Annotated in this window: 25 protein-coding genes; 10 read left to right on the top strand and 15 right to left on the bottom strand. The window is 76.6% G+C overall.

What is annotated here, in order from left to right:
• Positions 1–87: 87 nt before the first annotated feature.
• Genes ACWIZO_RS05245 through ACWIZO_RS05235 form a run of 3 tightly spaced genes read right to left on the bottom strand, consistent with a single transcriptional unit; the run spans position 88 to position 3,751 of the window.
• Positions 88–963 (bottom strand): 3-methyladenine DNA glycosylase, encoded by an 876-nt coding sequence (locus tag ACWIZO_RS05245; RefSeq protein WP_448641453.1) that lies wholly within the window; start codon positions 961–963, stop codon positions 88–90.
• Positions 964–983: 20 nt separating this feature from the next.
• Positions 984–2,999 (bottom strand): helix-turn-helix domain-containing protein, encoded by a 2,016-nt coding sequence (locus ACWIZO_RS05240; RefSeq protein WP_448641452.1) that lies wholly within the window; start codon positions 2,997–2,999, stop codon positions 984–986.
• Positions 2,999–3,751, bottom strand: a complete 753-nt coding sequence (locus ACWIZO_RS05235; protein ID WP_448641451.1) for a 3-hydroxybutyrate dehydrogenase — start codon at positions 3,749–3,751, stop codon at positions 2,999–3,001. The genes ACWIZO_RS05240 and ACWIZO_RS05235 overlap by 1 nt, the downstream gene beginning before the upstream one ends.
• Positions 3,752–4,005: 254 nt before the next feature.
• On the opposite strand from ACWIZO_RS05235, the gene ACWIZO_RS05230 reads away from it, so the two are divergent.
• From ACWIZO_RS05230 to ACWIZO_RS05205, 6 genes are all read left to right on the top strand, one after another.
• A complete protein-coding gene (locus tag ACWIZO_RS05230; protein ID WP_448641450.1) occupies positions 4,006–4,512 on the top strand; it encodes an MFS transporter in 507 nt (168 codons plus the stop codon).
• An 11-nt stretch (positions 4,513–4,523) separates the two neighbouring features.
• Complete coding sequence (locus ACWIZO_RS05225) at positions 4,524–5,378, top strand: MFS transporter (RefSeq protein ID WP_448641449.1); 855 nt, start codon at positions 4,524–4,526, stop codon at positions 5,376–5,378.
• A gap of 170 nt (positions 5,379–5,548) precedes the next feature.
• Positions 5,549–6,499 carry an ABC transporter ATP-binding protein gene (locus ACWIZO_RS05220; RefSeq protein WP_448641448.1) on the top strand — a complete coding sequence of 317 codons (951 nt, stop codon included), beginning with the start codon at positions 5,549–5,551 and terminating at the stop codon, positions 6,497–6,499.
• Between the two features lie 25 nt (positions 6,500–6,524).
• Positions 6,525–7,337, top strand: a complete 813-nt coding sequence (locus ACWIZO_RS05215; RefSeq protein WP_448641447.1) for an ABC transporter permease — start codon at positions 6,525–6,527, stop codon at positions 7,335–7,337.
• A 56-nt stretch (positions 7,338–7,393) separates the two neighbouring features.
• Positions 7,394–8,587, top strand: a complete 1,194-nt coding sequence (locus tag ACWIZO_RS05210) for a sensor histidine kinase (RefSeq protein WP_448641446.1) — start codon at positions 7,394–7,396, stop codon at positions 8,585–8,587.
• Positions 8,584–9,189, top strand: a complete 606-nt coding sequence (locus ACWIZO_RS05205; RefSeq protein WP_448641445.1) for a response regulator — start codon at positions 8,584–8,586, stop codon at positions 9,187–9,189. Before ACWIZO_RS05210 ends, ACWIZO_RS05205 begins: the two co-directional genes overlap by 4 nt.
• A gap of 64 nt (positions 9,190–9,253) precedes the next feature.
• Here ACWIZO_RS05205 and ACWIZO_RS05200 read toward each other — a convergent pair whose 3' ends face one another.
• The 10 genes from ACWIZO_RS05200 to ACWIZO_RS05155 form a co-directional block, all read right to left on the bottom strand.
• The gene (locus tag ACWIZO_RS05200; RefSeq protein WP_448641444.1) at positions 9,254–9,445 is read right to left on the bottom strand and encodes a hypothetical protein; all 192 of its coding nucleotides are present in this window, start codon (positions 9,443–9,445) and stop codon (positions 9,254–9,256) included.
• On the bottom strand, positions 9,445–9,702 hold the full coding sequence (locus ACWIZO_RS05195; RefSeq protein WP_448641443.1) for a hypothetical protein: 258 nt from the start codon (positions 9,700–9,702) through the stop codon (positions 9,445–9,447). The genes ACWIZO_RS05200 and ACWIZO_RS05195 overlap by 1 nt, the downstream gene beginning before the upstream one ends.
• A 127-nt stretch (positions 9,703–9,829) precedes the next feature.
• The gene (locus ACWIZO_RS05190; RefSeq protein WP_448641442.1) at positions 9,830–11,674 is read right to left on the bottom strand and encodes an acyl-CoA dehydrogenase; all 1,845 of its coding nucleotides are present in this window, start codon (positions 11,672–11,674) and stop codon (positions 9,830–9,832) included.
• 170 nt (positions 11,675–11,844) lie between these two features.
• The gene (locus ACWIZO_RS05185; protein ID WP_448641441.1) at positions 11,845–12,219 is read right to left on the bottom strand and encodes a LapA family protein; all 375 of its coding nucleotides are present in this window, start codon (positions 12,217–12,219) and stop codon (positions 11,845–11,847) included.
• 46 nt (positions 12,220–12,265) lie between these two features.
• A complete protein-coding gene (locus ACWIZO_RS05180; RefSeq protein WP_446757682.1) occupies positions 12,266–12,451 on the bottom strand; it encodes a hypothetical protein in 186 nt (61 codons plus the stop codon).
• 102 nt (positions 12,452–12,553) lie between these two features.
• Positions 12,554–12,979, bottom strand: a complete 426-nt coding sequence (locus ACWIZO_RS05175; RefSeq protein ID WP_448641440.1) for a hypothetical protein — start codon at positions 12,977–12,979, stop codon at positions 12,554–12,556.
• Between the two features lie 71 nt (positions 12,980–13,050).
• Positions 13,051–13,689, bottom strand: a complete 639-nt coding sequence (locus ACWIZO_RS05170) for a TetR/AcrR family transcriptional regulator (RefSeq protein WP_448641439.1) — start codon at positions 13,687–13,689, stop codon at positions 13,051–13,053.
• 178 nt (positions 13,690–13,867) lie between these two features.
• Positions 13,868–14,008, bottom strand: coding sequence for a hypothetical protein (locus ACWIZO_RS05165; protein WP_448641438.1), 141 nt, complete (start codon positions 14,006–14,008; stop codon positions 13,868–13,870).
• A 127-nt stretch (positions 14,009–14,135) separates the two neighbouring features.
• On the bottom strand, positions 14,136–15,317 hold the full coding sequence (locus ACWIZO_RS05160) for a PfkB family carbohydrate kinase (RefSeq protein WP_448641437.1): 1,182 nt from the start codon (positions 15,315–15,317) through the stop codon (positions 14,136–14,138).
• A 33-nt stretch (positions 15,318–15,350) separates the two neighbouring features.
• Entirely contained in the window at positions 15,351–15,950 is a 600-nt protein-coding gene (locus ACWIZO_RS05155; RefSeq protein WP_448641436.1) for a DUF6328 family protein, read from the bottom strand.
• A 93-nt stretch (positions 15,951–16,043) separates the two neighbouring features.
• Here ACWIZO_RS05155 and ACWIZO_RS05150 point away from each other — a divergent pair, with 93 nt between their 5' ends.
• From ACWIZO_RS05150 to ACWIZO_RS05135, 4 genes are all read left to right on the top strand, one after another.
• Positions 16,044–16,385 carry a DUF3140 domain-containing protein gene (locus tag ACWIZO_RS05150; RefSeq protein ID WP_448641435.1) on the top strand — a complete coding sequence of 114 codons (342 nt, stop codon included), beginning with the start codon at positions 16,044–16,046 and terminating at the stop codon, positions 16,383–16,385.
• 10 nt (positions 16,386–16,395) lie between these two features.
• On the top strand, positions 16,396–17,178 hold the full coding sequence (locus ACWIZO_RS05145; protein ID WP_448641434.1) for a class I SAM-dependent methyltransferase: 783 nt from the start codon (positions 16,396–16,398) through the stop codon (positions 17,176–17,178).
• Positions 17,179–17,218: 40 nt separating this feature from the next.
• A complete protein-coding gene (locus ACWIZO_RS05140; protein WP_448641433.1) occupies positions 17,219–18,247 on the top strand; it encodes a type III polyketide synthase in 1,029 nt (342 codons plus the stop codon).
• Positions 18,248–18,343: 96 nt separating this feature from the next.
• Positions 18,344–18,964: a response regulator gene (locus ACWIZO_RS05135; RefSeq protein WP_448641432.1), complete on the top strand. Its 621-nt coding sequence runs from the start codon at positions 18,344–18,346 to the stop codon at positions 18,962–18,964.
• 74 nt (positions 18,965–19,038) lie between these two features.
• Here the strand turns inward: ACWIZO_RS05135 and ACWIZO_RS05130 are convergent, their stop codons facing one another.
• Positions 19,039–20,748 carry a GAF domain-containing protein gene (locus ACWIZO_RS05130; RefSeq protein ID WP_448641431.1) on the bottom strand — a complete coding sequence of 570 codons (1,710 nt, stop codon included), beginning with the start codon at positions 20,746–20,748 and terminating at the stop codon, positions 19,039–19,041.
• Positions 20,745–21,191 (bottom strand): universal stress protein, encoded by a 447-nt coding sequence (locus ACWIZO_RS05125; RefSeq protein WP_446757671.1) that lies wholly within the window; start codon positions 21,189–21,191, stop codon positions 20,745–20,747. Before ACWIZO_RS05125 ends, ACWIZO_RS05130 begins: the two co-directional genes overlap by 4 nt.
• Between the last annotated feature and the right edge of the window lie 18 nt (positions 21,192–21,209).

The raw sequence follows: 21,209 nt of genomic DNA, 5'->3' as shown, positions 1-21,209 counted from the left end.
GAACCTGATCATCGCGCGTCCTCCCCGACCGCCCACCGTGAGGGAGGACGCGCTGCGGTGAGGGAGGACGTTCCCGCAGCGGCCGCGTCAGCCCAGCAGGGCGTCGCAGACCTCGAGCAGCCGGGAGCGCAGCTCCGCGCCGCGCCGGGCGAACCCCCGCTGGGCGGCCACGTACTCGGCCCTGCCCTCCGCCGTCTCGACCGGCACCGGCGCGTAGCCGCGGTCGCCCAGGTCGTACGGGGAGGCCCGCATGTCCAGCTCGCGCACCTGCGCGGCGAGGGCGAAGCAGTCGGCGACCAGCTCGCCGGGGACGGCGGGGCCGAGCTTGTAGGCCCACTTGTACAGGTCCATCGTGGCGTGCAGGCACCCCGGCTGCTCCATGGCTACCTGCGTCTCGCGAGTCGGCTGCAGCCGGTTGAGGCCGACGGCGTCCGGGGTGAAGAAGCGGAACGCGTCGTGGTGGGTGCACCGGATCTGCGCGGCCTCGACGACGGCGTCGGTGCCCGCCTGCCCGAGCCGCAGCGGGACGGCGTGCCGGCGCTCCCCGGCCCGGTAGACCATCGCCCACTCGTGCAGGCCGAAGCACCCGGTGGCCGCCGGCCGCGACGCGGTCGCCGCCAGCAGGTCGCGGACGAACCGCACCGTGTCCCCCCGGTCGGCGAGGAGGGCCGCGACGTCGAGCCGCACCGTCCCGTCGTCCCCGGTCGCGTACCAGCGCCACCCCGCGTGCGGCGCCGGACCCTCCGGCGACGGCGCCAGGGCGACGCCGACGCCGGGCTGCCAGCGGCGCAGCCGGCCGGGGGCGTGCGAGTAGTAGGTGAACAGGAAGTCGAGCACCGGGTGCGTCTCGCCGCGGCGCCGGCGCTCCCGGTGCGGCGCCGTCCACCGCTCGACCCGCGCCTCGTGCGCCGCGGCCCGGGCCGACCACTCCGCCGCGGACAGGCGGGGCAGGACGGCGGTCACCGCACCAGCGTAGGAGCCGCTCACACCCCGTCGGCGGTGGTGAGCCGGTGCAGCCGCAGCGCCAGCTGCACCTCCAGCGCGCGCTCGGGAGCCGACCAGTCGCGCCCGAGCAGCCGGCCCACCCGGTCGAGCCGCTGCGTGACGGTGTTGACGTGCACGCCGAGCACCTCGGCGGCCCGGGCGGGGGAGCCGCCGGTGTCGAACCAGGCGCGCAGGGTGGCCACCAGGTCGGTGCCGCGGCGCGCGTCGTACTCGAGCACCGGCGCGAGCGTCGCGGTGACGAACCCCGGCACGTCGCGGCCCTCGCCCACCAGCAGGCCGACGAAGCCGAGCTCGTCGGCGCTGGCCGACTGCCCCGCGCGCCCCAGCGCCTCCAGCGTCGAGGCGCACCGCCCCGCCTCCGCGCAGGCGTCGGCCACCGCGGCCGGGCCGTGCACCGGACCGGCGCCCCCGGCGGTCACCGGCCGCCCGGCCGCGGCGGTGAGCTCCCGGCACGCCAGCGCGGCCGCCTCCCCCGCGGCCAGGTCGGGCAGGCAGAGGACGACGCGGCCGTCGCGCTGACCGGCCAGGCCGGCGCGCGTGGCGGCCAGGTGCGCCGCGGCGGCCAGCGCCCGGCCGCGGGAGCGCTCCTCGACGCGGACGACGACGACCGACAGCGGCCGGTCGAGGTCGGCACCAAGCCGGCGGGCCCGCTCGCGCAACCCGTCGGGGTCGCGCAGCGGCGCGGTGAGCAGCTCGTCGAGCAGCTCGCCGCGCACCCGGCCCTCCGCCTCGCCGGCGGTGCGCCGGATGAGCAGGAGCAGGGCGGTCACCAGCGCGGCACGCTCGAGGATCCGCTGGTCGGAGTCGGCCAGCTCGTCGGCCCGCTGCAGCACCAGGCCGCCGAGCAGGTCGCTGCCCACCGTGACCGCAGCCGTCCACCACTCGCCGTCGCGCACGGTCCGGCCGGTGGCGCGGGCCAGCGCCAGGGCCCCGGCCGGGTCGGGCGGGAGGGCGGCGCCGTCGTCGTCCCCACCGGTGGGCCGGCCCTCCTCGTCGAGCACGGTGATCCGGCCGCCCAGCGCCTCGGTCACGGCCGTGGCGACGTCCTCGACGCCGCCGCCGCGCAGGACGACGTCGATGAACCGGTCGTGCGCCCCCGCCGCCCGCTCCACCGACTCGGTGTGCGCCCGCATCGCCCGCGTCGCCGCCGAGAGCTCCTCCAGCGCGGTGCGCGTCTCCTCCAGCAGCCGCGCGTTGTCGATGGCGATCGCCGCGTGCGCGGCCAGCGAGCCCAGCAGGGCCACCTCGGAGCGGTCGAAGGTCCGCTCGGTGCGGTCGGCGGCGTAGAGGACGCCGATCACCTGCGACCCGCGGATCAGCGGGACGCCGAGGATGGCGACCAGGCCCTCCTCGTGGACGCCGCCGTTGATGTCGTCGGTGTGCCGGAACCGCGGGTCGGTGAAGTAGCTCGCCGTCGCGTAGGGCGCCGCCGTCTGCGCCACCAGGCCGCCCAGGCCCGCCCCCATGGGCAGCCGCAGCGCCTGGAACCGCGCCGACACCGAGCCGTCGGTGACCCGCATGTAGGTGTCGCCGCGGGCGTCGTCGTTGAGGGTCAGGTAGGAGACGTCGGTGCCCAGCAGCTGCCGGGCGCGCCGGACGATCGCGGTGAGCACCGAGTCGACGCCGCGCAGCGTCGCCAGGTCGCTGGCGGTGTCGAACAGCGCCGAGAGCTCGGACTCGCGACGGCGGCGGGCGGCGAACGCGGCGCGCACCTGCAGCGCCAGCAGCCGGACGTCCTCCAGCCCGGCCAGTGTGCCGGCGTCGGCGCCCGCGGCCCGGGCGCGCACCAGCGGCCCCTCGTACTCGATGGCCGCGGCGTCGTCGAGGACCAGCCGCAGGTACTCCGCGGCCGCTGACGTCACCCGCGGCGCACGGCCGGACCCGTCGGCGGTGAGCGCCGCGGTCCGTACCAGGGCCGGCACCCTGCCCGGTGCCGGCCCCCCGGAGGGCTCTGCCGCCGGCCCGCGGGTGGTCAGGGGCAGGTGGTCCGCCATCAGTGGGCGGTCCAGCCGCCGTCCATGACCAGCGAGGTGCCCGTGACCGAGGTGGCCGCCGGCGAGCACAGCCAGGCGACGGCGTCGGCGACCTCGGCCGGCTCGATCAGCCGCTTGAGCGCCGCCGGCGCGAGCATGACCTGCTCGACGACCTCCTCCTCGGAGATGCCGTGGGTGCGGGCCTGGTCGGCGATCTGCCCCTCGACCAGCGGCGTGCGCACGTACGCGGGGTTGACGCAGTTGGAGGTGACCCCGTGGGGGGCGCCCTCCAGCGCGACCACCTTGGACAGGCCCTCGAGCCCGTGCTTGGCGGTGACGTAGGCGACCTTGTAGGCCGACGCCCGCAGCCCGTGCACCGAGCTGACGTTGACCACGCGGCCCCAGCCCCGGCCGTACATGTGCGGGAGCGCCCGGCGGACCAGGCGGAACGGCGCCTCGACCATCAGCCGCTGGATGGCCGTGAACACCTCGACGGGGAACTCGTGCACCGGCGCGACGTGCTGGAAGCCGGCGTTGTTGACCAGCACGTCGACGTCGACGTCGATCGCGTCGACGGCGGCGAGGTCGGAGAGGTCGACCGTCAGCGGCGTGCCCCCGACGCTGCGCGCCACGTCCTCGGCGGCCGCGCCGTCCCGGTCGACGACGACCACCTCCGCGCCGGCCTCCGCCAGCCGTGCGGCCACCGCCCGGCCGATGCCGGAGCCGCCACCGGTCACCATCGCCCGCCGACCCTCGAGGTCCTTCGCGCTCATGGCCGTGACGGTAGGCCGTGGTGTGCGCCACTCCCACGGCGCCGGACCACACAGCTCCGGGCCGGTGGATGGCGTGCTGCCACATGACGCCGCGCCGGTCACACCCTGTGGCCGACCTGTCTCACCGCGTCGATGACATGGCGTGGGCACACATGGACCGGGTGAGAGGTCTGGCCTGGCGCACATGGGATCGGCTCCGGATCGTCCCTGACGTCAGGCAGCGCCCGGACTCCCTCGTCCCTCAGGAGACCCGCATGACCGCACCCTCTCCGGTGCCCCGCCAGCGAGGTCACTTCGGCCGCGTCGTCGGCGCCAGCATCATCGGCACCACCGTCGAGTGGTACGACTTCTTCCTCTACGGCTCGGCCGCCGCGCTGGTCTTCGGACCACTGTTCTTCCCGGAGCAGGACGACTTCGTCGGCGTCCTCGCCGCCTTCGCCACCTACGCCATCGGGTTCGCCGCGCGCCCGATCGGCGGCCTGGTCTTCGGCCACTTCGGTGACCGGATCGGCCGCAAGAAGCTGCTGGTCATCTCGCTGCTCATGATGGGCGGCGCCACGTTCGCCATCGGCCTGCTCCCCACCTACGCCACGGTCGGCGTGCTCGCCCCGATCCTGCTGATCGCCCTCCGGCTGATCCAGGGGTTCGCCCTCGGCGGCGAGTGGGGTGGCGCGGTGCTCATCGTGTCGAGCACGGCAGGCCGGAGCACCGCGGCTTCTGAGCGTCCTGGCCGCAGGCCGGCGCGCCCGCCGGCCAGCTGATCTCGACCGGTGTGCTGGCGGTCCTGGCCGTGTTCCAGTCCGACGAGGCGTTCGCCGCCTGGGGCTGGCGGATCCCGTTCCTGCTGTCTGCGGTGCTCATCCTCGTCGGGCTGTGGGTCCGGCTGGCCGTCTCGGAGTCCCCGGTCCTCCTCGAGGCGCAGCGTCTCGCCGAGGAGAAGGCTCGGCAGACCGACGCGGTCGAGAAGGCCCCCATCGTCACGGTGCTCACCCGCTATAAGCGGGAGGTGCTGGTGGCCATGGGTGCCCGCATCGCCGAGAACGTCGCCTACTACGTCGTCACCGCGTTCAGCCTCACCTATCTGACGCAGGTGCTCGGCCTGGAGACCTCGTTCGCGCTCAACGCGGTGCTCATCCCCGCCGCCGTCCACCTGGTGACCATCCCGCTGTGGGGGGCGCTGTCGGACCGCATCGGACGCCGGCCGGTCTACCTGTTCGGTGCGGTCGGCGTCGGGGTCTGGGGTTTCGTGTTCTTCACCCTGCTCGACACCGGGAGCTTCGCCCTCGTGGTCGTGGCGATCACCGTGGGACTGCTCTTCCACGGCGCCATGTACGGCCCGCAGGCGGCGTTCCTCTCCGAGCTGTTCGGCACCAAGGCCCGCTACTCGGGCGTCTCGGTCGGGTACCAGCTCGCCTCGGTGGTCGCCGGCGCCCCCGCGCCGCTGATCGCGGTGGCGCTGCTCGGCAGCTTCACCGACCCCAACGCGACGGCGGTGGCGGTGTACCTCGCCGTCTGCGCCGTCATCACGCTGGTCGCCGTCCTGTCCTACGGGGAGACCCGCACCCGCGACCTGGCCGCGGACCAGGCGGTCGCCGTCCGGGAGGGCCGGTCGCACACGTCGGTGTGAGGCCGGCTCACAGGCCCCCCGTGACACGTGTCACGGGGGGCCCGTGCGCGTGCGGGGGGAAGTCGTGAGGGACGGCACCTGTGCCGGGCCGGGGCCGGCGGGAGCGTGGTCCCGTGCCCCGACGACAGCGGCCGACCCCCGGCCGGCGGGCACGCCGAGGAGGTCCCGCCGTGCACCCGACCCCCACCCTCGCGCCGTCCCCGGCGCCGGCCCCGGCGGACGCGCCCGCCGTCGAGGTGGCCGACCTGCGCCGCCGCTACGGCTCGTTCGAGGCCGTCCGGGGCGTCTCCTTCGAGGTCCGGCCCGGGGAGGTCTTCGCGCTGCTCGGCGTCAACGGGGCCGGCAAGACCTCCGCGCTGGAGGTGGTCGAGGGCCTGGCCGCCGCGTCCGGCGGGACGGTCCGCGTCCTCGGTTCCGACCCGCGCCGGGAGAGGTCCGCCGTCCGCCCGCACCTGGGTGTGGTGCTGCAGGCCAGCGGCCTGCCCGGTGACCTGACCGTCGCGGAGACCGTCCGGACGTGGGCGGGCACGCTCACCGCGCCCCGCCCGGCCGGGGAGGCGCTGGCCCAGGTCGGCCTGACCGGACGCGCCGACGTGCGGGTGCGCAGCCTCTCCGGCGGCGAGCGCCGCCGCCTGGACCTCGCGACGGCGCTGCTCGGCCGGCCGCGCGTGCTCGTCCTCGACGAGCCGACCACCGGGCTGGACCCGGAGAGCCGCCGCACCGTGTGGGAGCTGGTCCGGCGCCTGGTCGACGACGGCGCCGCGGTGCTGCTCACCACCCACCACCTCGAGGAGGCCGAGCAGCTCGCCGACCGCATCGCGATCATGCGCGCCGGGACGATCGTGCTCGACGGCACCCGCGAGGAGATCGCCGCCACCCAGCCGGCCACCGTCCGGTTCGTCCTCGACCCCGCCGCGCCGCGGCCGCCGGTGCCCGCGGGCGTCGAGGTCGTCTCCGCCGCCCCGCGGGTCGAGTGGCACACCCGCGCCCTGCAGCCGGTGCTCGCCGGGCTGCTGGCCTGGGCCGAGCGCTCCGGCGTGCTGCTGCACGGCCTCGAGGCCCGCGCGGCCTCCCTCGAGCAGGCCTTCCTCGCCGTCGCCGACGGCGCCGACCCCTCCTGACCGTCCCTCCCCGAGGAGTTCCTGGATGACCACCGCCACCGCAGTCCTCCCGGCCCCCGCCGGCCCCTCCCGCCTGCGCCGGGTGGGCGCCCTCGCCGCCGCCGAGACCCGGCTGCTGCTGCGCAACCGCACCGCCGTCGTGAACTCGGTCCTCTCCCCGCTGCTGCTCGTGGCGCTGGTCCCGCTGTTCGGGGCCGGGGACGCGCCGCTCGGCCCGACCCTGCTGGTCTCCGCGGCCGCCTTCACGCTGGTGTTCCTCACCTACTACAACCTGGTCACCACCTACGTCGCCCGGCGCGAGGCGCTGGTGCTGCAGCGGATGCGCACCGGCGAGCTGGGCGACGGCGAGGTGCTGGCCGGCACCGCCGTCCCGACGCTGCTGGTCACCGCCGTCCAGCTCGTCCTGGTCACGGCCGGCGTCGTCGTCCTCGGCGAGTGGCGGGCCCCGGTCGACCCCGTCCTGCCGGTGCTCGCGGTGCTGCTCGGGGCGGTGCTGATGGTCGTGCTGGCCACCCTGAGCAGCGTCTACACCCGGACGCCGGAGTCCGCGCAGATCACCACCCTGCCGGTCGTGCTGGGGGCGACGGCGCTGTCCGGGCTGTTCTTCCCGCTGTCCGTGCTGCCCGAGGCGCTGGCCGCCGGCGCCCGGCTGCTGCCCCTCACCCCGGTCGTGGAGCTCGTGCAGCTGGGCCTGACCGGCCGGACGTGGGACGGCGAGGTCGTGGCCGGCGCCGGCCTGTGGGGAGCCGCGCTCGTCCCGCTCACCGTCGCGGCCGCCTGGGTCCTGCTCGCCGGGGTGGCCGGCCGGCGGTGGTTCCGCTGGGCGCCGAAGCGCTGAGGCCGGACACCCCGACGCGGCCTGCGGACGACGGTCGGTACGGCAGCATGGTCGCCGTGCCGACCGTCGCGCGCTGGTGGAGCAGCCGCACCGACCCGCAGCGCATCGAGCTCTACACCCGCTGGTCGTACTACCTGACGCTGGCGCTGCTGCCCCTGCTGCTGCTGGGGGCGGTGTCACCGGCCTGGGCCGACGACTCCCCGGGGCCGGCGGTGCTGCTGCTGGTGGTCGCCACGCTGGCCACGACGGCTGCCTGCCTGCTGGTGGCCCGCCAGGGGTTCACCCACCGCACCGCCGGACCCGACCGCAGGGCGCTGGCGGCCGCCGCGGTCGCCGGCCTGCTCACCGTCGGCACGACCCTGGTCGTGACCGACGGGCCCTCGCCCGCCGTGCCGTGGGCCGCGGGCATGGTGGGCGCGGTCGTGCTCGTGGCGTCCTCGGTCACCGTCCGCACCCGCGGCCTGGTGGCCGGGGCCGCCGCCGTGGGGGTGCTCACGGCGGCCCTCTCGCTCGCCGACGGGAGCCCGGCGCCGGCGGTCGTGACCCTGGGGCTCTCGATCGCCGTGGTGGTGGCCGTCACCGCCGCGGCCTTCCGGTTCACCGTGTGGATCCTCGACGTCGTGCTGGAGATGGAACGCACCCGCGGTGTGCAGGCCCAGCTCGCCGTCGCCGAGGAGCGGCTGCGCTTCGCCCGCGACCTGCACGACGTCATGGGTCGCAACCTCTCGGCGATCGCGGTGAAGAGCCAGCTGGCCGCCGAGCTGGTGCGCCGCGGCAGGGCCGGCGCGGTCGAGGAGCTCGCCGACATCAGCCGGGTGGCCGAGGAGTCGCTGCGCGAGGTGCGCGACGTCGTCCGCGGCTACCGGGGCAGCGACCTGCCCGGTGAGCTGGCCGGTGCGCGCTCGGTGCTGCGGGCCGCCGGCGTCGAGGTCACCGTGCGGGGCGAGGAGGAGGCCGTGACCCTGCCGGAGCAGGTGCAGACGGCGCTGGGCTGGGCGGTGCGCGAGTCGGTGACCAACGTGCTGCGGCACAGCCGCGCGACCTCGTGCACGGTGGAGCTGTCGGCGACCCGCGGCGCGGCGGAGCTCCGGGTGGTCAACGACGGGGTCCCGGCGGGGGCGCCGGGCTGGGGCAACGGCCTGACCGGCCTGGCGGAGCGGCTGGCGGCCGGCGGCGGCCGGCTCTCGGCCGGTCCGGACGGCGACCGGTTCGTCCTCGCCGCGACCGTGCCCGTGCGGGTCCCGGCGTGATCAGGGTGCTGCTCGCCGACGACGAGAACCTCATCCGCTCCGCGCTGGCCGCGCTGCTGGCGCTGGAGGACGACCTCGAGGTCGTGGCCCAGGCGGCCTCCGGCGGCGAGGCGCTGGCCATGGCGCGGGCCCATACCCCCGACGTCGCCGTCCTCGACCTGCAGATGCCCGACCGGGACGGCATCTCCGTCGCCGGCGAGCTGGCCGCCGTCCTCCCCGGCTGCGCGGTGGTCATCGTCACCGGGCACGGGCGGCCCGGACACCTCAAGCGTGCCCTGGCGGCGGGGGTGCGCGGCTTCCTGCCGAAGACGGTCAGCGCGCCGGTGCTCACCGACGTCGTCCGCACGGTGCACCGCGGCGGGCGCTACGTCGACCCCGAGCTGGCCGCCGAGGCGATCAGCTCGGGGGACAGCCCGCTCACGCCCCGGGAGGCCGACGTCCTGGAGCTGGCGGCCGGCGGGGCGCCGGTCGAGGAGATCGCCGCCCGCGCGCACCTGTCGCCGGGGACGGTGCGCAACCACCTGTCCTCGGCCGCGGGCAAGCTCGGCGCGGCCAACCGGCACGCCGCCGTGGAGGTCGCCCGCCGCCACGGCTGGATCTGACGAAGGACCCCCGTGCCCCCCACCGCTCGCAGGCTCGCGGCGGGCCCCTGCACGGGGGCCTGCGCTAGCTGGCCTCGTTGCCGCCGCGGACGACGGAGTCGTCGCGCTGGGCGTCGTCGTCGGTGGTCAGGGTGACGTCGTCCTCCCCGCCGTCCCGGCGGTCCTCGCCCGGGACGCCGTCGACCAGGTTGCTCTCGCTCGGCCCGTCGGTGGTGTCGGGGGACTCGCGGTAACCGCTGCTGTCGGACTCGCTCATCAGTCTGTTCCGCCTCCGGATCGGGGGGTGGGGCCGGACACCTCGCCGGACGGGCCGTCGGTGCGGGCCCGGGCGACGTCGCTGTCGGCACGGGCCGGCAGGTCGTCACCCGAGGCGGCGTCCCGCTCGATCGCCTCGTCGGCGGTGAGGGGGACGTCGTCGAAGCTGGACCCGGACCCGGTGCTGCTGTTGTCGCCGCTGCCCGACGCGGTCGGGATGCCCTGCTGGATGCGGTCGCTGCCCTGGGGGTCGCTCACGGGAGCCTCCTGTCCGACGGCGCTGTCCGGGGAGCCATGCCCGCCGTCCCGGGCCCGAAAACGACCGGCGGCCGCCGTCCCGTGGTGGGACGACGGCCGCGGTGGGGTGCTGTCGGAGGGCCTTCGATCAGAAGGCCGCCTCGGGGACCTCCATGAGCGCGTTGTCGGTGGCCTCGACGATCGCCCGCTCGCCGGCCAGGCGCGGCAGCACCTGGGTGGCGAAGAAGCGGGTGGCGGCGAGCTTGCCCTCGTAGAACAGCCGGTCGCCCTCGCTCACCTCGCCGGCCAGCGCGGCCAGCGCCACCTCCGACTGGCGGACCAGCAGCCACGCTGTCACCAGGTCGCCGACCGCCAGCAGCAGCCGAGTGGTGTTCTGGCCGACCTCGTAGAGCTTCGCCGTGTCCTGCTGGGCGGCGGTGAGCCGGCCGAACAGCGCGGTGAGCATGGCCTGGACCTCACCGAGCGCGGTGGCCAGGTGTGCCCGCTCCTCCTTGAGCCGGCCGTTGCCGGCCTCGGCGTCGATCGTGGCCTGGATCTGGCCGGCCAGCCAGGTCAGCGCGACGCTGCCGTCCTTGACCACCTTGCGGAAGAGGAAGTCCTGGCCCTGGATGGCCGTCGTCCCCTCGTAGAGGGTGTCGATCTTGGAGTCCCGGACGTACTGCTCGATCGGGTAGTCCCGCAGGTAGCCCGAGCCGCCGAGGCACTGCAGCGACTCGCCGGTGAGCAGCTGGGTGGCGCGCTCGGAGCCGAAGCCCTTGACCACCGGCAGCAGTAGGTCGTTGACGCGGGCGGCGAGCCGGGCCTGCTCGCTGTCGGCGGTGCCGGCCGCCTCGGCCGCGGTGACCTGGTCGCGGAAGGTCGCGGCGTAGAGGTACAGCGCGCGCATGCCCTCGGCGTAGGCCTTCTGCAGCATCAGCGAGCGGCGGACATCGGGGTGGTGGGTGATCGTCACCCGCGGGGCGTCCTTGCTGGTGGCGGTGAGGTCGGCGCCCTGCACGCGCTCCTTGGCGTAGGCCAGCGCCTGCTGGTAGCCGGCCGACAGGGTGGCGATCGCCTTGGTGCCCACGAACATCCGCGCGTGCTCGATGACCCGGAACATCTGCGCGATGCCGTCGTGCACGTCGCCGACCAGCCAGCCCGTCGCCGGCACCGGGCCGTCGCCGAAGGTCAGCTCGCAGGTCGTGGAGACCTTCAGCCCCATCTTCTCCTCGACGTTGGTGACGTAGACGCCGTTGCGCTCGCCGAGCGCGCCGGTCCCGAGGTCGACGTGGAACTTGGGGACGACGAACAGCGACAGCCCCTTCGTGCCGGCCCCCGCGCCCTCGGGGCGGGCCAGGACCAGGTGGACGATGTTGTCGGACAGGTCGTGCTCGGCCGAGGTGATGAACCGCTTGACGCCGGTGATGTGCCAGGAGCCGTCGTCCTGCCGGACGGCCTTCGTGCGGCCGGCCCCGACGTCGGAGCCCGCGTCGGGCTCGGTGAGCACCATGGTGGCGCCCCACTTGTGCTCGAGCACCAGCTCGGCCAGGCGCTTCTGCTCGGGCGTGCCCAGCTCGTGCAGCACGGCGGCGAAGGCGGACCACGAGCCGTACATGAACACCGCCGGGTTGGCGCCGAGCACCATCTCGAACGCCGCCCAGGTCAGGGCGTGCGGGGCGCCGAAGCCACCGAGGTGCTCGGGCAGGTCGAGGCGGAACCACTCGCCGTCCTCGATGGCACGCACGGACCGCTTGAAGCTGTCGGGCAGCGTCACCGAGTGCGTGGCCGGGTCGAACACCGGCGGGTTGCGGTCGGCGTCGGCGAAGGACGCGGCGATCGGGCCCTCGGCCAGCCGGCGGACCTCGGCCAGCACGCCGCGGGCGGTCTCGGCGTCCATCTGCTCGAACGGCCCGGTGCCGAAGCGGTCCTTGGTGTCGAGGAACTCGAACAGGTTGAACTCCAGGTCCCGCAGGTTCGCCGTGTAGTGGCTCATGGGGTCGCGCTCCGTTGCTCCGTGCCGGTGGACGGCGAGGCCTACTCGCCGGTAACCAACGGTATTACCGGCGGGTAACCAGGAGCAAGGAAGCGCGTGCGGGACCCGCCCGCAGGGGTCAGGTCGGAGCGGGCGGGGGATGTCGGCGGCGATCCGCCGGGGGAGCGCGGTCAGCGGTGGCGGCGGCGGGCGCGCAGCACCGCGCCGGCGAGCGAGGCGACCAGCGCCCCGAGCACCGCGGCGATGACCAGCGCCAGCACCAGGGGGGCCTGGACGTCGGTGAAGACGAGACTGATCTGCACGGTCTGCCCATTGAAGACGACGAACAGCACCAGGATCACCGTGACGGCGATCAGCAGGGCCAGCGCCAGGCCCCGGCCGGCCGTGCGGCCGGCCGACCGCGCCCGGGACGGCGTCCCGGAGCGGGCGGGAGCGGGCGGGGTCGAGGCCGGCGCGTCCGTCCCGTAGGGGGCGGCGCCGGCCTCGAACGGGTCGGTGCCCGGCGCTGAGGGCCGGGGCTCGGCAGGCGTTCCGGGAGCGGTCACGCAGGAGGACTGTCCGCGCGGACCCCGCGCCAAACGGGCCCGGGGCTCAGTCGCGGTGCGCGGCGGGCTCGGTCCCCGCGGGCGGGTAGGACGGGCCGGCGGCGCCGTCGGCCGGCCCGGTGTCCTCCGGGCCGTCGGAGTCGGGCGCGGGCGGGCCGGACGTGGCGCTGCCCAGGGGGCCGACGGAGCGCGGGGTCTCCGGCTCGGGCATCTTCTGCTCGCGGGTGCTCACCCGCCGAGTCTGCGTTCCCGGCGGCCGGACGGCGACCCGGTTCGGCCTCCCTGCAGGGTCCCGACGCGAGCTCGCGAGTGGCGGGGGCAGGGAGGTCCTCCATCAGTCCGCGAGCGAGGGGCCGGCCTCGTGCGCGGTGTGCCCGGCGCTGCGCTCGCGCTGCTTCATCCGCGCCTCGAACACGTGGCGGTCGCCGTCGGCGAGCTCGGTGCGGGCGCGCTCGTCGAAGGCGCGGAACACCGACCAGTAGTTCGCGTCGTAGTCCTCGACGATCTGGAAGGTCCAGCGGTCGGCGATGACGTTGCGGCCGACCAGGTCGCGGTCGAGGTCGTCGGCGAGCTGGGTGTGCCCGGCCTTGCGGAGCAGCTCGACGGCGTCCTGCAGCAGCAGGTCGGCCTTGCCCGAGTGCTGGTGGAAGCCGTAGAGCTGGCCGCGGGCCTGCTCGATGGTCTCCAGGGCCTCGGAGAGCTTGCCCAGCCCCTCGACCGTGGTGTCGTCGAGGTCGGGCCGGCTGCGGTCGACGGTCACCGGCCCATCCTGCGGGCTGCTCCCCGCCCCCGCCCGCCGACCGCGGGACGAGGGGCCCTCCCGCGGACGGCTCAGACCGTGCGGGCCGGGCCGGCGGCGGCCAGGTCGACCAGCCGCTCGGCCAGCTCGCGGCCGTGCGCGGCCGGGCCGTCGGGGCCGAGCAGGCCGCCGGAGAGGTACATGCCGTCGATGATCAGGTGCACCTGGGCGGCGAGGTCGTCGCCGGCGCCGGGGGCCACCAGGCCGGCGAGCCGCTCCAGGCGGGCGTGCAGCTCGAACTTGTAGTCGGCCGCCGCGTTGCGCGCCGGGTGCTGCGGGTCGTCGTACTCGCTGCTCACGTTGGTGAAGGGGCAGCCGCGGAAGCCCGCGCGCGTGACGTCGCGCTCGACGGCGTCGACCACCGACAGCAGCGCGGCGCGCGGGTCGCCCTCGAGCCGCACCAGCTCGGCGTCGATGCCGGCCAGCACCGAGGCGGCCTTGCGGGCGAGGTAGGCGCCCACCAGGTCGTCCTTGCTCTTGAACAGCCGGTAGACCGTCATCTTGCCCAGGCCGGTCTCGCGGACCAGCTCGTCCATGCCCACGCTGCGCGAGCTGCGGCCGGCGAACAGGCGCTCGGCGGTGTCGAGCACGATCGCCTCCCGCTCCGCGCGGCTGCGGCGGACCGGGGCCGAGGGGTCGACGTCGGCGAGGGGGAGGGCGGCAGCGGTCACACGGCGATGGTGCCGGGTCCCGTGACGGAGCAGTCCACGGCACGCCGGGTACGGGCCACGGCTGCGCGACGAGGGGCGAACGCGCAGGTCGGGACACCGGTGAGCGGTGGGACCGCTGGGACGGCGCCCGTCGGGTCCGCGGCGGTCCCGCGCCGGCCGGGGCCGCCGCGGGGCACCGTCAGGAGCGGCGGACCCGGCGGGGGTTGGCGAGCAGGCGCACGACGGCCCCGGCGGCCCCGGCGGCCTCGGGGGTGCGGGCGTCGCCGCCCTGCTCGGCGGTGCTGTCGTGGGTCTGCCGGTCGCGTCGGGTGTCGTCCACGGCTCCAGGCTGCCCGACGGGTCGCGCCGGGAAACGGCCCGCTGAGCAGGGACGACCCGTCCGGGTGGGAGATCTGCCTCACGCCCAGGCACGCGGCCGGCGGCGGGGCGGACCGGTCCGTCCGGGCTCAGCTGCCGGGGGTGTCGGCGGGGCCGTCGCCGAGGGGTTGCCCCTCCGCGGGGTCGTCGGGGTGCGGGGTGCGGCCGGCGTCGGGCTCCTCGCCCGCCGGGTCGCCCTCCGCCCGCTCGGGGCTGCGCGGCGGCCGTTCGGACTCGGTCACGGCATCCTCCTCGGGTGCGGCGTGCGTGCGGTCACGGGGGGCTTGCCCCGCACCCGCCCCGCGCAACCCCCCGGACCGGCCGACCGGGACGGCGGCGGGCACGCGGGGCAGCAGCTCCGCGACGGCGGCCGCGCCGGGCAGCGCCCCGCGGGCGCCGGGCCCGGTCGTGGACAGCGCCGCGGCAGCGACCGCCTCCCGCACCGCAGCGGCGAGGTCGGTCCCCCGGGCGAGCGCGGCGCCGAGCGCCCCCGTGAAGCAGTCGCCGGCGCCGGTGGTGTCCACGGCCTCGACCGGCGGCGGGGCCTGCAGCACGACCGGCCCGTCCGAGGGCACCACCAGCGCGCCGCGGGCGCCCAGCGTCACCACGGTGGCGGGCACGCCGAGGCCGCCTGCGAGCCCGGCCAGCTCCGCGGGCGAGCGCGGCCCGGGGTCGGCGCCGGCGAGCTGCACCAGCTCGTGCTCGTTGGGCACCAGGACCGACACCCGCCGCAGCAGCTCCGGGGGCAGCGGCCGCGGCGGTGCCGGGGTGAGGACGACGGTGCCCGACGCCGCGCCGGCCGCCGCCCGGACCGTCTCCAGCGGGACCTCGAGCTGCAGCAGGACCACCGCCGCCTCCCGGACGGCGGGGACGTCGACGTCGGCCGGCGTCAGGGCGCCGTTGGCCCCGGGGACGACGACGATCAGGTTCTCCCCGCTGCCGTCCTCCACCGGGATCGTCGCCGACCCCGTGGGGGTGCCCGGGGTGCGCAGCACGAGCGCGGTGTCCACGCCGTCGCGGGCCAGGGCGGCGACCTGCCGCTCCCCGGCCGGGTCCTCGCCCACCCGGCCCACCATGACGACGCGGCGGACGACGCGGCGGACGACGCGGCGGTCGTCGGCCAGCCGGGCGGCGGCCGCGGCCTGGTTGGCGCCCTTGCCGCCCGGGGCGAGCACCGCGTCGCGGCCGACGACGGTCTCCCCGCGGCCGGGCAGCCGCCCGACGGCGACGAGCACGTCCTCGTTCAGGCTGCCGACGACGGTGACGGACACGGGGCGGCCTCCGGGACGTGGGGGATCAGCACCTCATCCTGCGGGGTCCTGCTCTCCGGGCGGGTCGGACCCGGGCGGCTCGTCGGGGTGGACGCCCGCGGCGGTGCGCCGCGCCCAGACCGGCAGCCCGTACCAGAGCACCGTCGCGACCAGCAGCACGCCGACCCCGCCGACGACGCCCGGACCCCGGCCCAGCACGACGTCGAGCACGAGCAGGACGCCGCTGCTGATGGCCAGCACCAGCAGCGCCAGGCCGGCCACGAGCATCCGGTCGGCCACCGCGATGAGCACCGCCTTCTGCCGCCGCCGGAACACCAGCCGGTGGAAGGAGACCGGCGCGATGAGCACCACCGTGGCCAGCGCGGTCGCCAGCAGCGTGACGGTGTAGACGGTGAGCGCGAAGGCGTCGAGCCCGTCGAAGCGGGCGGTGAAGGCGAGCCCGAGCAGGAAGGCGAACAGGACCTGCACGCCGGTGATCGCCACCCGCAGCTCCTGCAGCAGCTCGGCGAGGTTGCGGTCGAGCAGCTGGTCGAGGGTCTCGCCGCGCGCCCGGGCGCTGCGGACGGCGGCCGCCGGGTCGAACCGGCCGCGCGACCGCGGTCCGGCGTCCGTCCCCGACCCGTTCGCGGCCACGGCCCCCGGGTACCCGGGGGCGCCGGTCGGCGACACCCGTTTCCCGGGGTGGGCCGCGCGGTACCGCGGGAGGGGACCGACCGAGGAGGAGCCGTGGCCGACGACGACCGGGACACCATCAGGAAGGACTTCGACGAGGCGGTCAACATGAGCGCCTCGGAGCTGGAGAGGTGGTTGGGGACCGACGAGTCGCAGTCGGTGGGGCAGAAGAGCGGCGGGTCGGGCGAGTCGACCGGGCACGAGTCCGGCCGCCGGATCGTCGAGCTCCTGCACAAGAAGAAGGGCGATCTCACCGACGAGGACTACGCCCACATGAGGAAGGTCCACGGCTACGTCCAGCGGCACCTGGCCCAGGAGCCGGCCAAGGAGGACGTCGAGGACTCCCGGTGGCGGTACTCGCTGATGAACTGGGGTCACGACCCGTTGAAGAAGTAGCGGCCCCGGCGTGCGCATCGACGACCCGCGGCGCAACGACAACGCGCAGTACGACGAGCTGGCCGACCAGTGGTGGGAGGCCTCGGGCGGGTTCGCGATGCTGCACTGGCTGGCCGCCTCGCGCGCCGAGCACGTCCCGCCGGCCGCGGGGCCGGGCGCCGTCCTCGTCGACCTGGCCTGCGGCGGGGGGCTGATGGCGCCGCACGCCGCCCGGCTGGGCTACCGGCACGTCGGCGTCGACCTCAACGCGGCGGGGCTGGCGGTGGCCGCCCGGCACGGCGTGCTCGCCGTCCGCGGGTCGGTGCTCGCCGTGCCGCTGCGCGACGGGTGCGCCGACGTCGTGGTGGCCGGCGAGGTCCTCGAGCACGTCGCCGACGACGTCGCGGTGCTCGCCGAGGCCGCCCGGCTGCTGCGGCCGGGCGGGACGCTGGTCGTCGACGCGATCGCCGCGACCCGGCTGGCCGCGCTGGTCGCCGTCCGGATCGGCGAGCGCGTGCCGGGTGGCCCGCCGCCGGGCATCCACGACCCGGACCTGTTCGTCGACCGGCGCCGGCTGCTCGCCGCGGCCGACCGGCTGGGCCTGGACCTGCGGCTGGTCGGCCTGCGGCCGTCCGTCCGGGACGTGCTGGCGTGGCGGCGCGGGCGGCGCGACGTCGTCCGCATGCGCCCGGTGCCGACGACGGCGGTGCTGTTCGCGGGCTACGGCCGCAAGCGCGACCCGTCGCGACCGCCCGGTGACGCCGGGACACCACAGCGGCGGCCCGCCGCGCCCGCACGTACGGTCGGGACATGACCGCCCTGCTGAGCAGCACGTCGTCCCGGGGGCCGCGCGGGTGAGCGCCGCGGTGCTGACCGGCGCCGGCACGGCACTGCCGGCGACCCTCGACCAGGACGCCGCGTGGGAGGGCTTCTTCGCCCGGCACTACGAGGGCGTGCGCGCCGCCCGCCGCATCTGGGACGGCGCCGGCGTGCGCACCCGGCACGCGGTGGCCAACCCCGTCGACGAGGACCTCAGCCGGTGGGGCACCGGCGCCCGCATGGCCCGCTACGTCCAGGAGGCGCTGCCGCTGGGCAAGCAGGCCGTGGCCGGGGCGCTGGACGCCGCCGGGCTCGCGCCGGGCGACGTCGGCCTGTTCGCGGTGGCCACCTGCACCGGGTACGCGACCCCGGGCCTGGACATCCGGCTGGCCAGCGACCTGGGCATGCCGCCGGGGCTGCAGCGGCTGCTGGTCGGGCACATGGGCTGCTACGCCGCCATCCCGGGGCTCGCCGCCGTCGGCGACTACGTCACCGCCCGATCCCGCCCGGCGGTGCTGCTGTGCTGCGAGCTGACCAGCCTGCACGTGCAGCCGGCGCGCCGCGAGCTCGACCAGGTGGTGGCGCACGCGCTGTTCTCCGACGCGGCGGCGGCCGTCGTCGTCGAGCCCGGCGCCGGCCGGGGGCGGCGGCTGGCGGGCGTGGTGGCCCGCACCGACCCCTCCACCGCCGACCACATGACCTGGGACGTCACCGACCTCGGCTTCCGGATGGGCCTGTCCCCGCGGGTGCCCGACGTCCTGTCCCGGCACGTGGGCGACGTCGTCACCGAGCTGCTCGGCGACGCCGGCCTGCGGGTGGAGGACGTCGCCGGCTGGGCCGTGCACCCCGGCGGGCCGCGCATCCTCGACGTGGTCCGCGACGAGCTCGGGCTGACCGAGCCGCAGATGGGCGCCTCGCGCCGGGTGCTGGCCGAGCACGGCAACTGCTCGTCGGCGACCGTGCTGCTCGTGCTGCAGGAGCTCGCCGACGTCGACGGCCCGGTCGTGGCCATGGCCTTCGGTCCGGGGCTCACGCTCTACGCCAGCCTGCTGCTGCCCACCTGAACGCGCAGGTGCGCCCTCCTCGGCGCTACGCTGTGTGACCATCGTCACTCTGCGGCAGGGAGGATGGTCGTGGCCCCGTCCGGATCGTCCGTCCGCGTGTTCCTGGTCGACGACCACGAGGTGGTCCGCCGCGGCGTGGCCGAGGTGCTGGAGGACGACCCGGGGCTGGTGGTGGTGGGAGAGGCCGGCACGGTGGCCGAGGCGCTGGCCCGCGTCCCGGCGGTCCGGCCCGACGTCGCGGTGGTCGACATGCGCCTGCCCGACGGCGACGGCGCCGACGTCGTCCGGCACCTGCGGGCGCGGCTGCCGGACGTGCGCTTCCTCGTGCTGTCCAGCTACGCCGACGACGAGGCGATCGCCGCCGCCTTCGCCGCCGGGGCGGCCGGCTACCTGGTCAAGCAGGTGCGCGGCGCGGACCTGGTCTCGGCGGTGCGGACCGTCGCGGCCGGGGGCACGCTGGGCGGCGCGCCCGGCCCCCGGCCGCGGTCCGACGGCGACGTCCACCGGCGGCTGGCGGCGCTGACCGAGCAGGAGCGCACCGTCCTGGCGCTGATCGGCGAGGGGCTGACCAACCGGCAGATCGGCGACCGGATGGGTCTGGCCGAGAAGACGGTCAAGAACTACACCAGCCACCTGCTGGCCAAGCTGGGGCTCGAGCGGCGCACCCAGGCGGCGATCCTGGCCACCGAGCTGCGGGAACGGCGGCCCGGCGGCTGACCGCCGGCGGGCGCGGTCCCGGCCGGGTCGCGGCCCGGGCCGAGACCCGGCCCTGGTCCAGACCCGGCCCCGGTTCAGACCCGGCTCGGTCGCGGCACCGTCCAGGTCACCTCGGTGCCCGCCGGCCCGCCGGCCGTGGTCAGCCGCCCGCCGTGCCACGCGGCCCGCTCGGCGAGGTTGGCCAGCCCGCTGCGCACGGTGACCGCCGGCAGGCCCCGGCCGTCGTCGGCGACCACCACGCGCACCCCGGCGCCGGGGTCCTCACCGGCGCTCACCGTGACCGCCACCCGGGTCGCGCCGGCGTGCCGGACGACGTTGCTCACCAGCTCCCGCACCACCGCGAGCAGGTCGGCGGTGAGGGTCGGCGGCAGGCCGTCGAGGTCGCCGTGGACCCGCAGGTCGGGCCGGACGCCGGAGCCCTCGGTGGCCAGCCGCACCATCTCGGCCAGTTCACGGCCGAGGCCGGCCGGGGTGCTCACACCGTCGTGCAGGCCGGAGATCGACGAGCGGATCTGGGTGATCGTGGCGTCGAGCTCGTCGACGCTGCGCCCCACCCGCTGCGCGGTGTAGGGGTCGACGTCCTCCAGCGAGCGGGCGACCCGGTCGAGTGCCAGCGCGGTGGCGTAGAGCCGCTGGACGACGTGGTCGTGCAGGTCGCGGGCGATCCGGTCCCGGTCGGCCTGCACCTGCAGGCGCCGCTCGCGCCGCTGGCTGCGGGCCAGCTCCAGGGCCACGGCGGCCTGCGCCGCGAAGGCCGAGAGCGCGTCGAGGTCCTCGGTGTCGAAGGGCTCGCGGTCCTCCGCGCGCATGCAGACGATCGTGCCCAGCGCCGGCCCGAGCGGCACGATGACCGCCGACCGGTAGTCGCGGACGAGCTCGACGGCGACCGCGGCGTGCCGGCCCCGCACCGGGTCGACGCGGATGTCCTCGACGAGTTCCCCGACGCCGGAGCTGTGCACCCGGCCGACGTGGGTGTCCGCGAGCGGTATCCGCACGCCCTCGAGGTCGCGCGCGCCGGGCCCGGCCGCGGCGACGATGGTCAGCGCCCCGGCGTCGCCCTCCTGGGCGACGAGCACCCCGGCGCGGTCGGCGCCGCTGAGGGCGGCCGTCCGGGCCACCACGGTGGCGAGCACGGCCTCGGGCTCGGCTCCCGACAGCAGCGCGGTGGAGACCTCGGTGGCCGCCTGCACCCACGCCCGGCGGCGCTCGGCCGCCTCGGCCAGCCGGGCGTTCTCGATGGCCAGGCCGGCGGCGGCGGCCAGGGCGAGCACGGCCTCCTCGTCGGCCGGGGTGAACGGCCCGCCGGTGCGCTTCTCGGTGAGGTAGAGGTGGCCGAACACGGCGTTGCGCACGCACACCGGCACGCCGAGGAAGGAGTGCATCGGCGGGTGCCCGTCGGGGAACCCGACCGACCGCGGGTGGGTGCCGAGGTCGTCGAGCCGCAGCGGCACCGGGTGGTCGACCAGCAGGCCCAGGATGCCGGCGCCCCCCGGCAGGCTGCCGATGCGGGCCTCGTCGGAGGCGTCCATGCCCACGATGACGAAGCGGTCCAGCCGCCGTCCGTCCGGCGTGAGGACGCCGAGCGCGCCGTAGGTGGCGTCGGCGTGGGCCACCGCGGCCTCGACGAGGTCGTGCAGCGTGGCTTCCAGGCGCCCGCCGGCGGCGGCCGCGCGCACCGCGGCGGCGAGCGCGGGCTCGGCGGCCGATGGCGCGACCTCCGGGCCGGGCGGGGTCAGGGCCCGTTCGGAGGCATCTCGCGCCGGCTGGTCGACCGGGACCGTCACGCGCCGCGGACCAGGCGACGTCCCGGGCGGGGCACCACCGGCCGCAGCAGCGTGCGTCCGGCACCCCCGACGAGGACCAGGTCCCCGCCGCGGCCCGCCGCCTCGAGCGCGTCGAACACCGACTGCTCGACCGTGGCCGTGCGCACCCGCCCGGTCACACCGGTCTCGGCGATCGCCCGCACGACCTGGGCCTCCACCTGCGCGCGCACCGCCTCCCGCGTGCGCTCACCGGCCGAGCGGGGGGCGGGCACCAGGCCGTCGGGCGCGTCGGCCACCACACCGGCGGCGAGCACGGTGCCGTCCCGGCGGGCCGCCTCGCGCAGGGCCCACACCAGCGCGCCGTAGGTGGCGGAGGAGCCGTCCACGTGCACCACGAGCCGGGGCCGGGGACGGCGCGGCAGCAGCGGCGCCAGCCGGAGCGGTTCCACGGGCGTGTCGGCCATGAGCCGATCGTGGCGTGC

It is taken from the genome of Geodermatophilus sp. URMC 63, assembly GCF_053502565.1.
The sequence above is the reverse complement of the archived record's forward strand: the minus strand, read 5'-3'. Positions and strand labels throughout refer to the sequence as shown.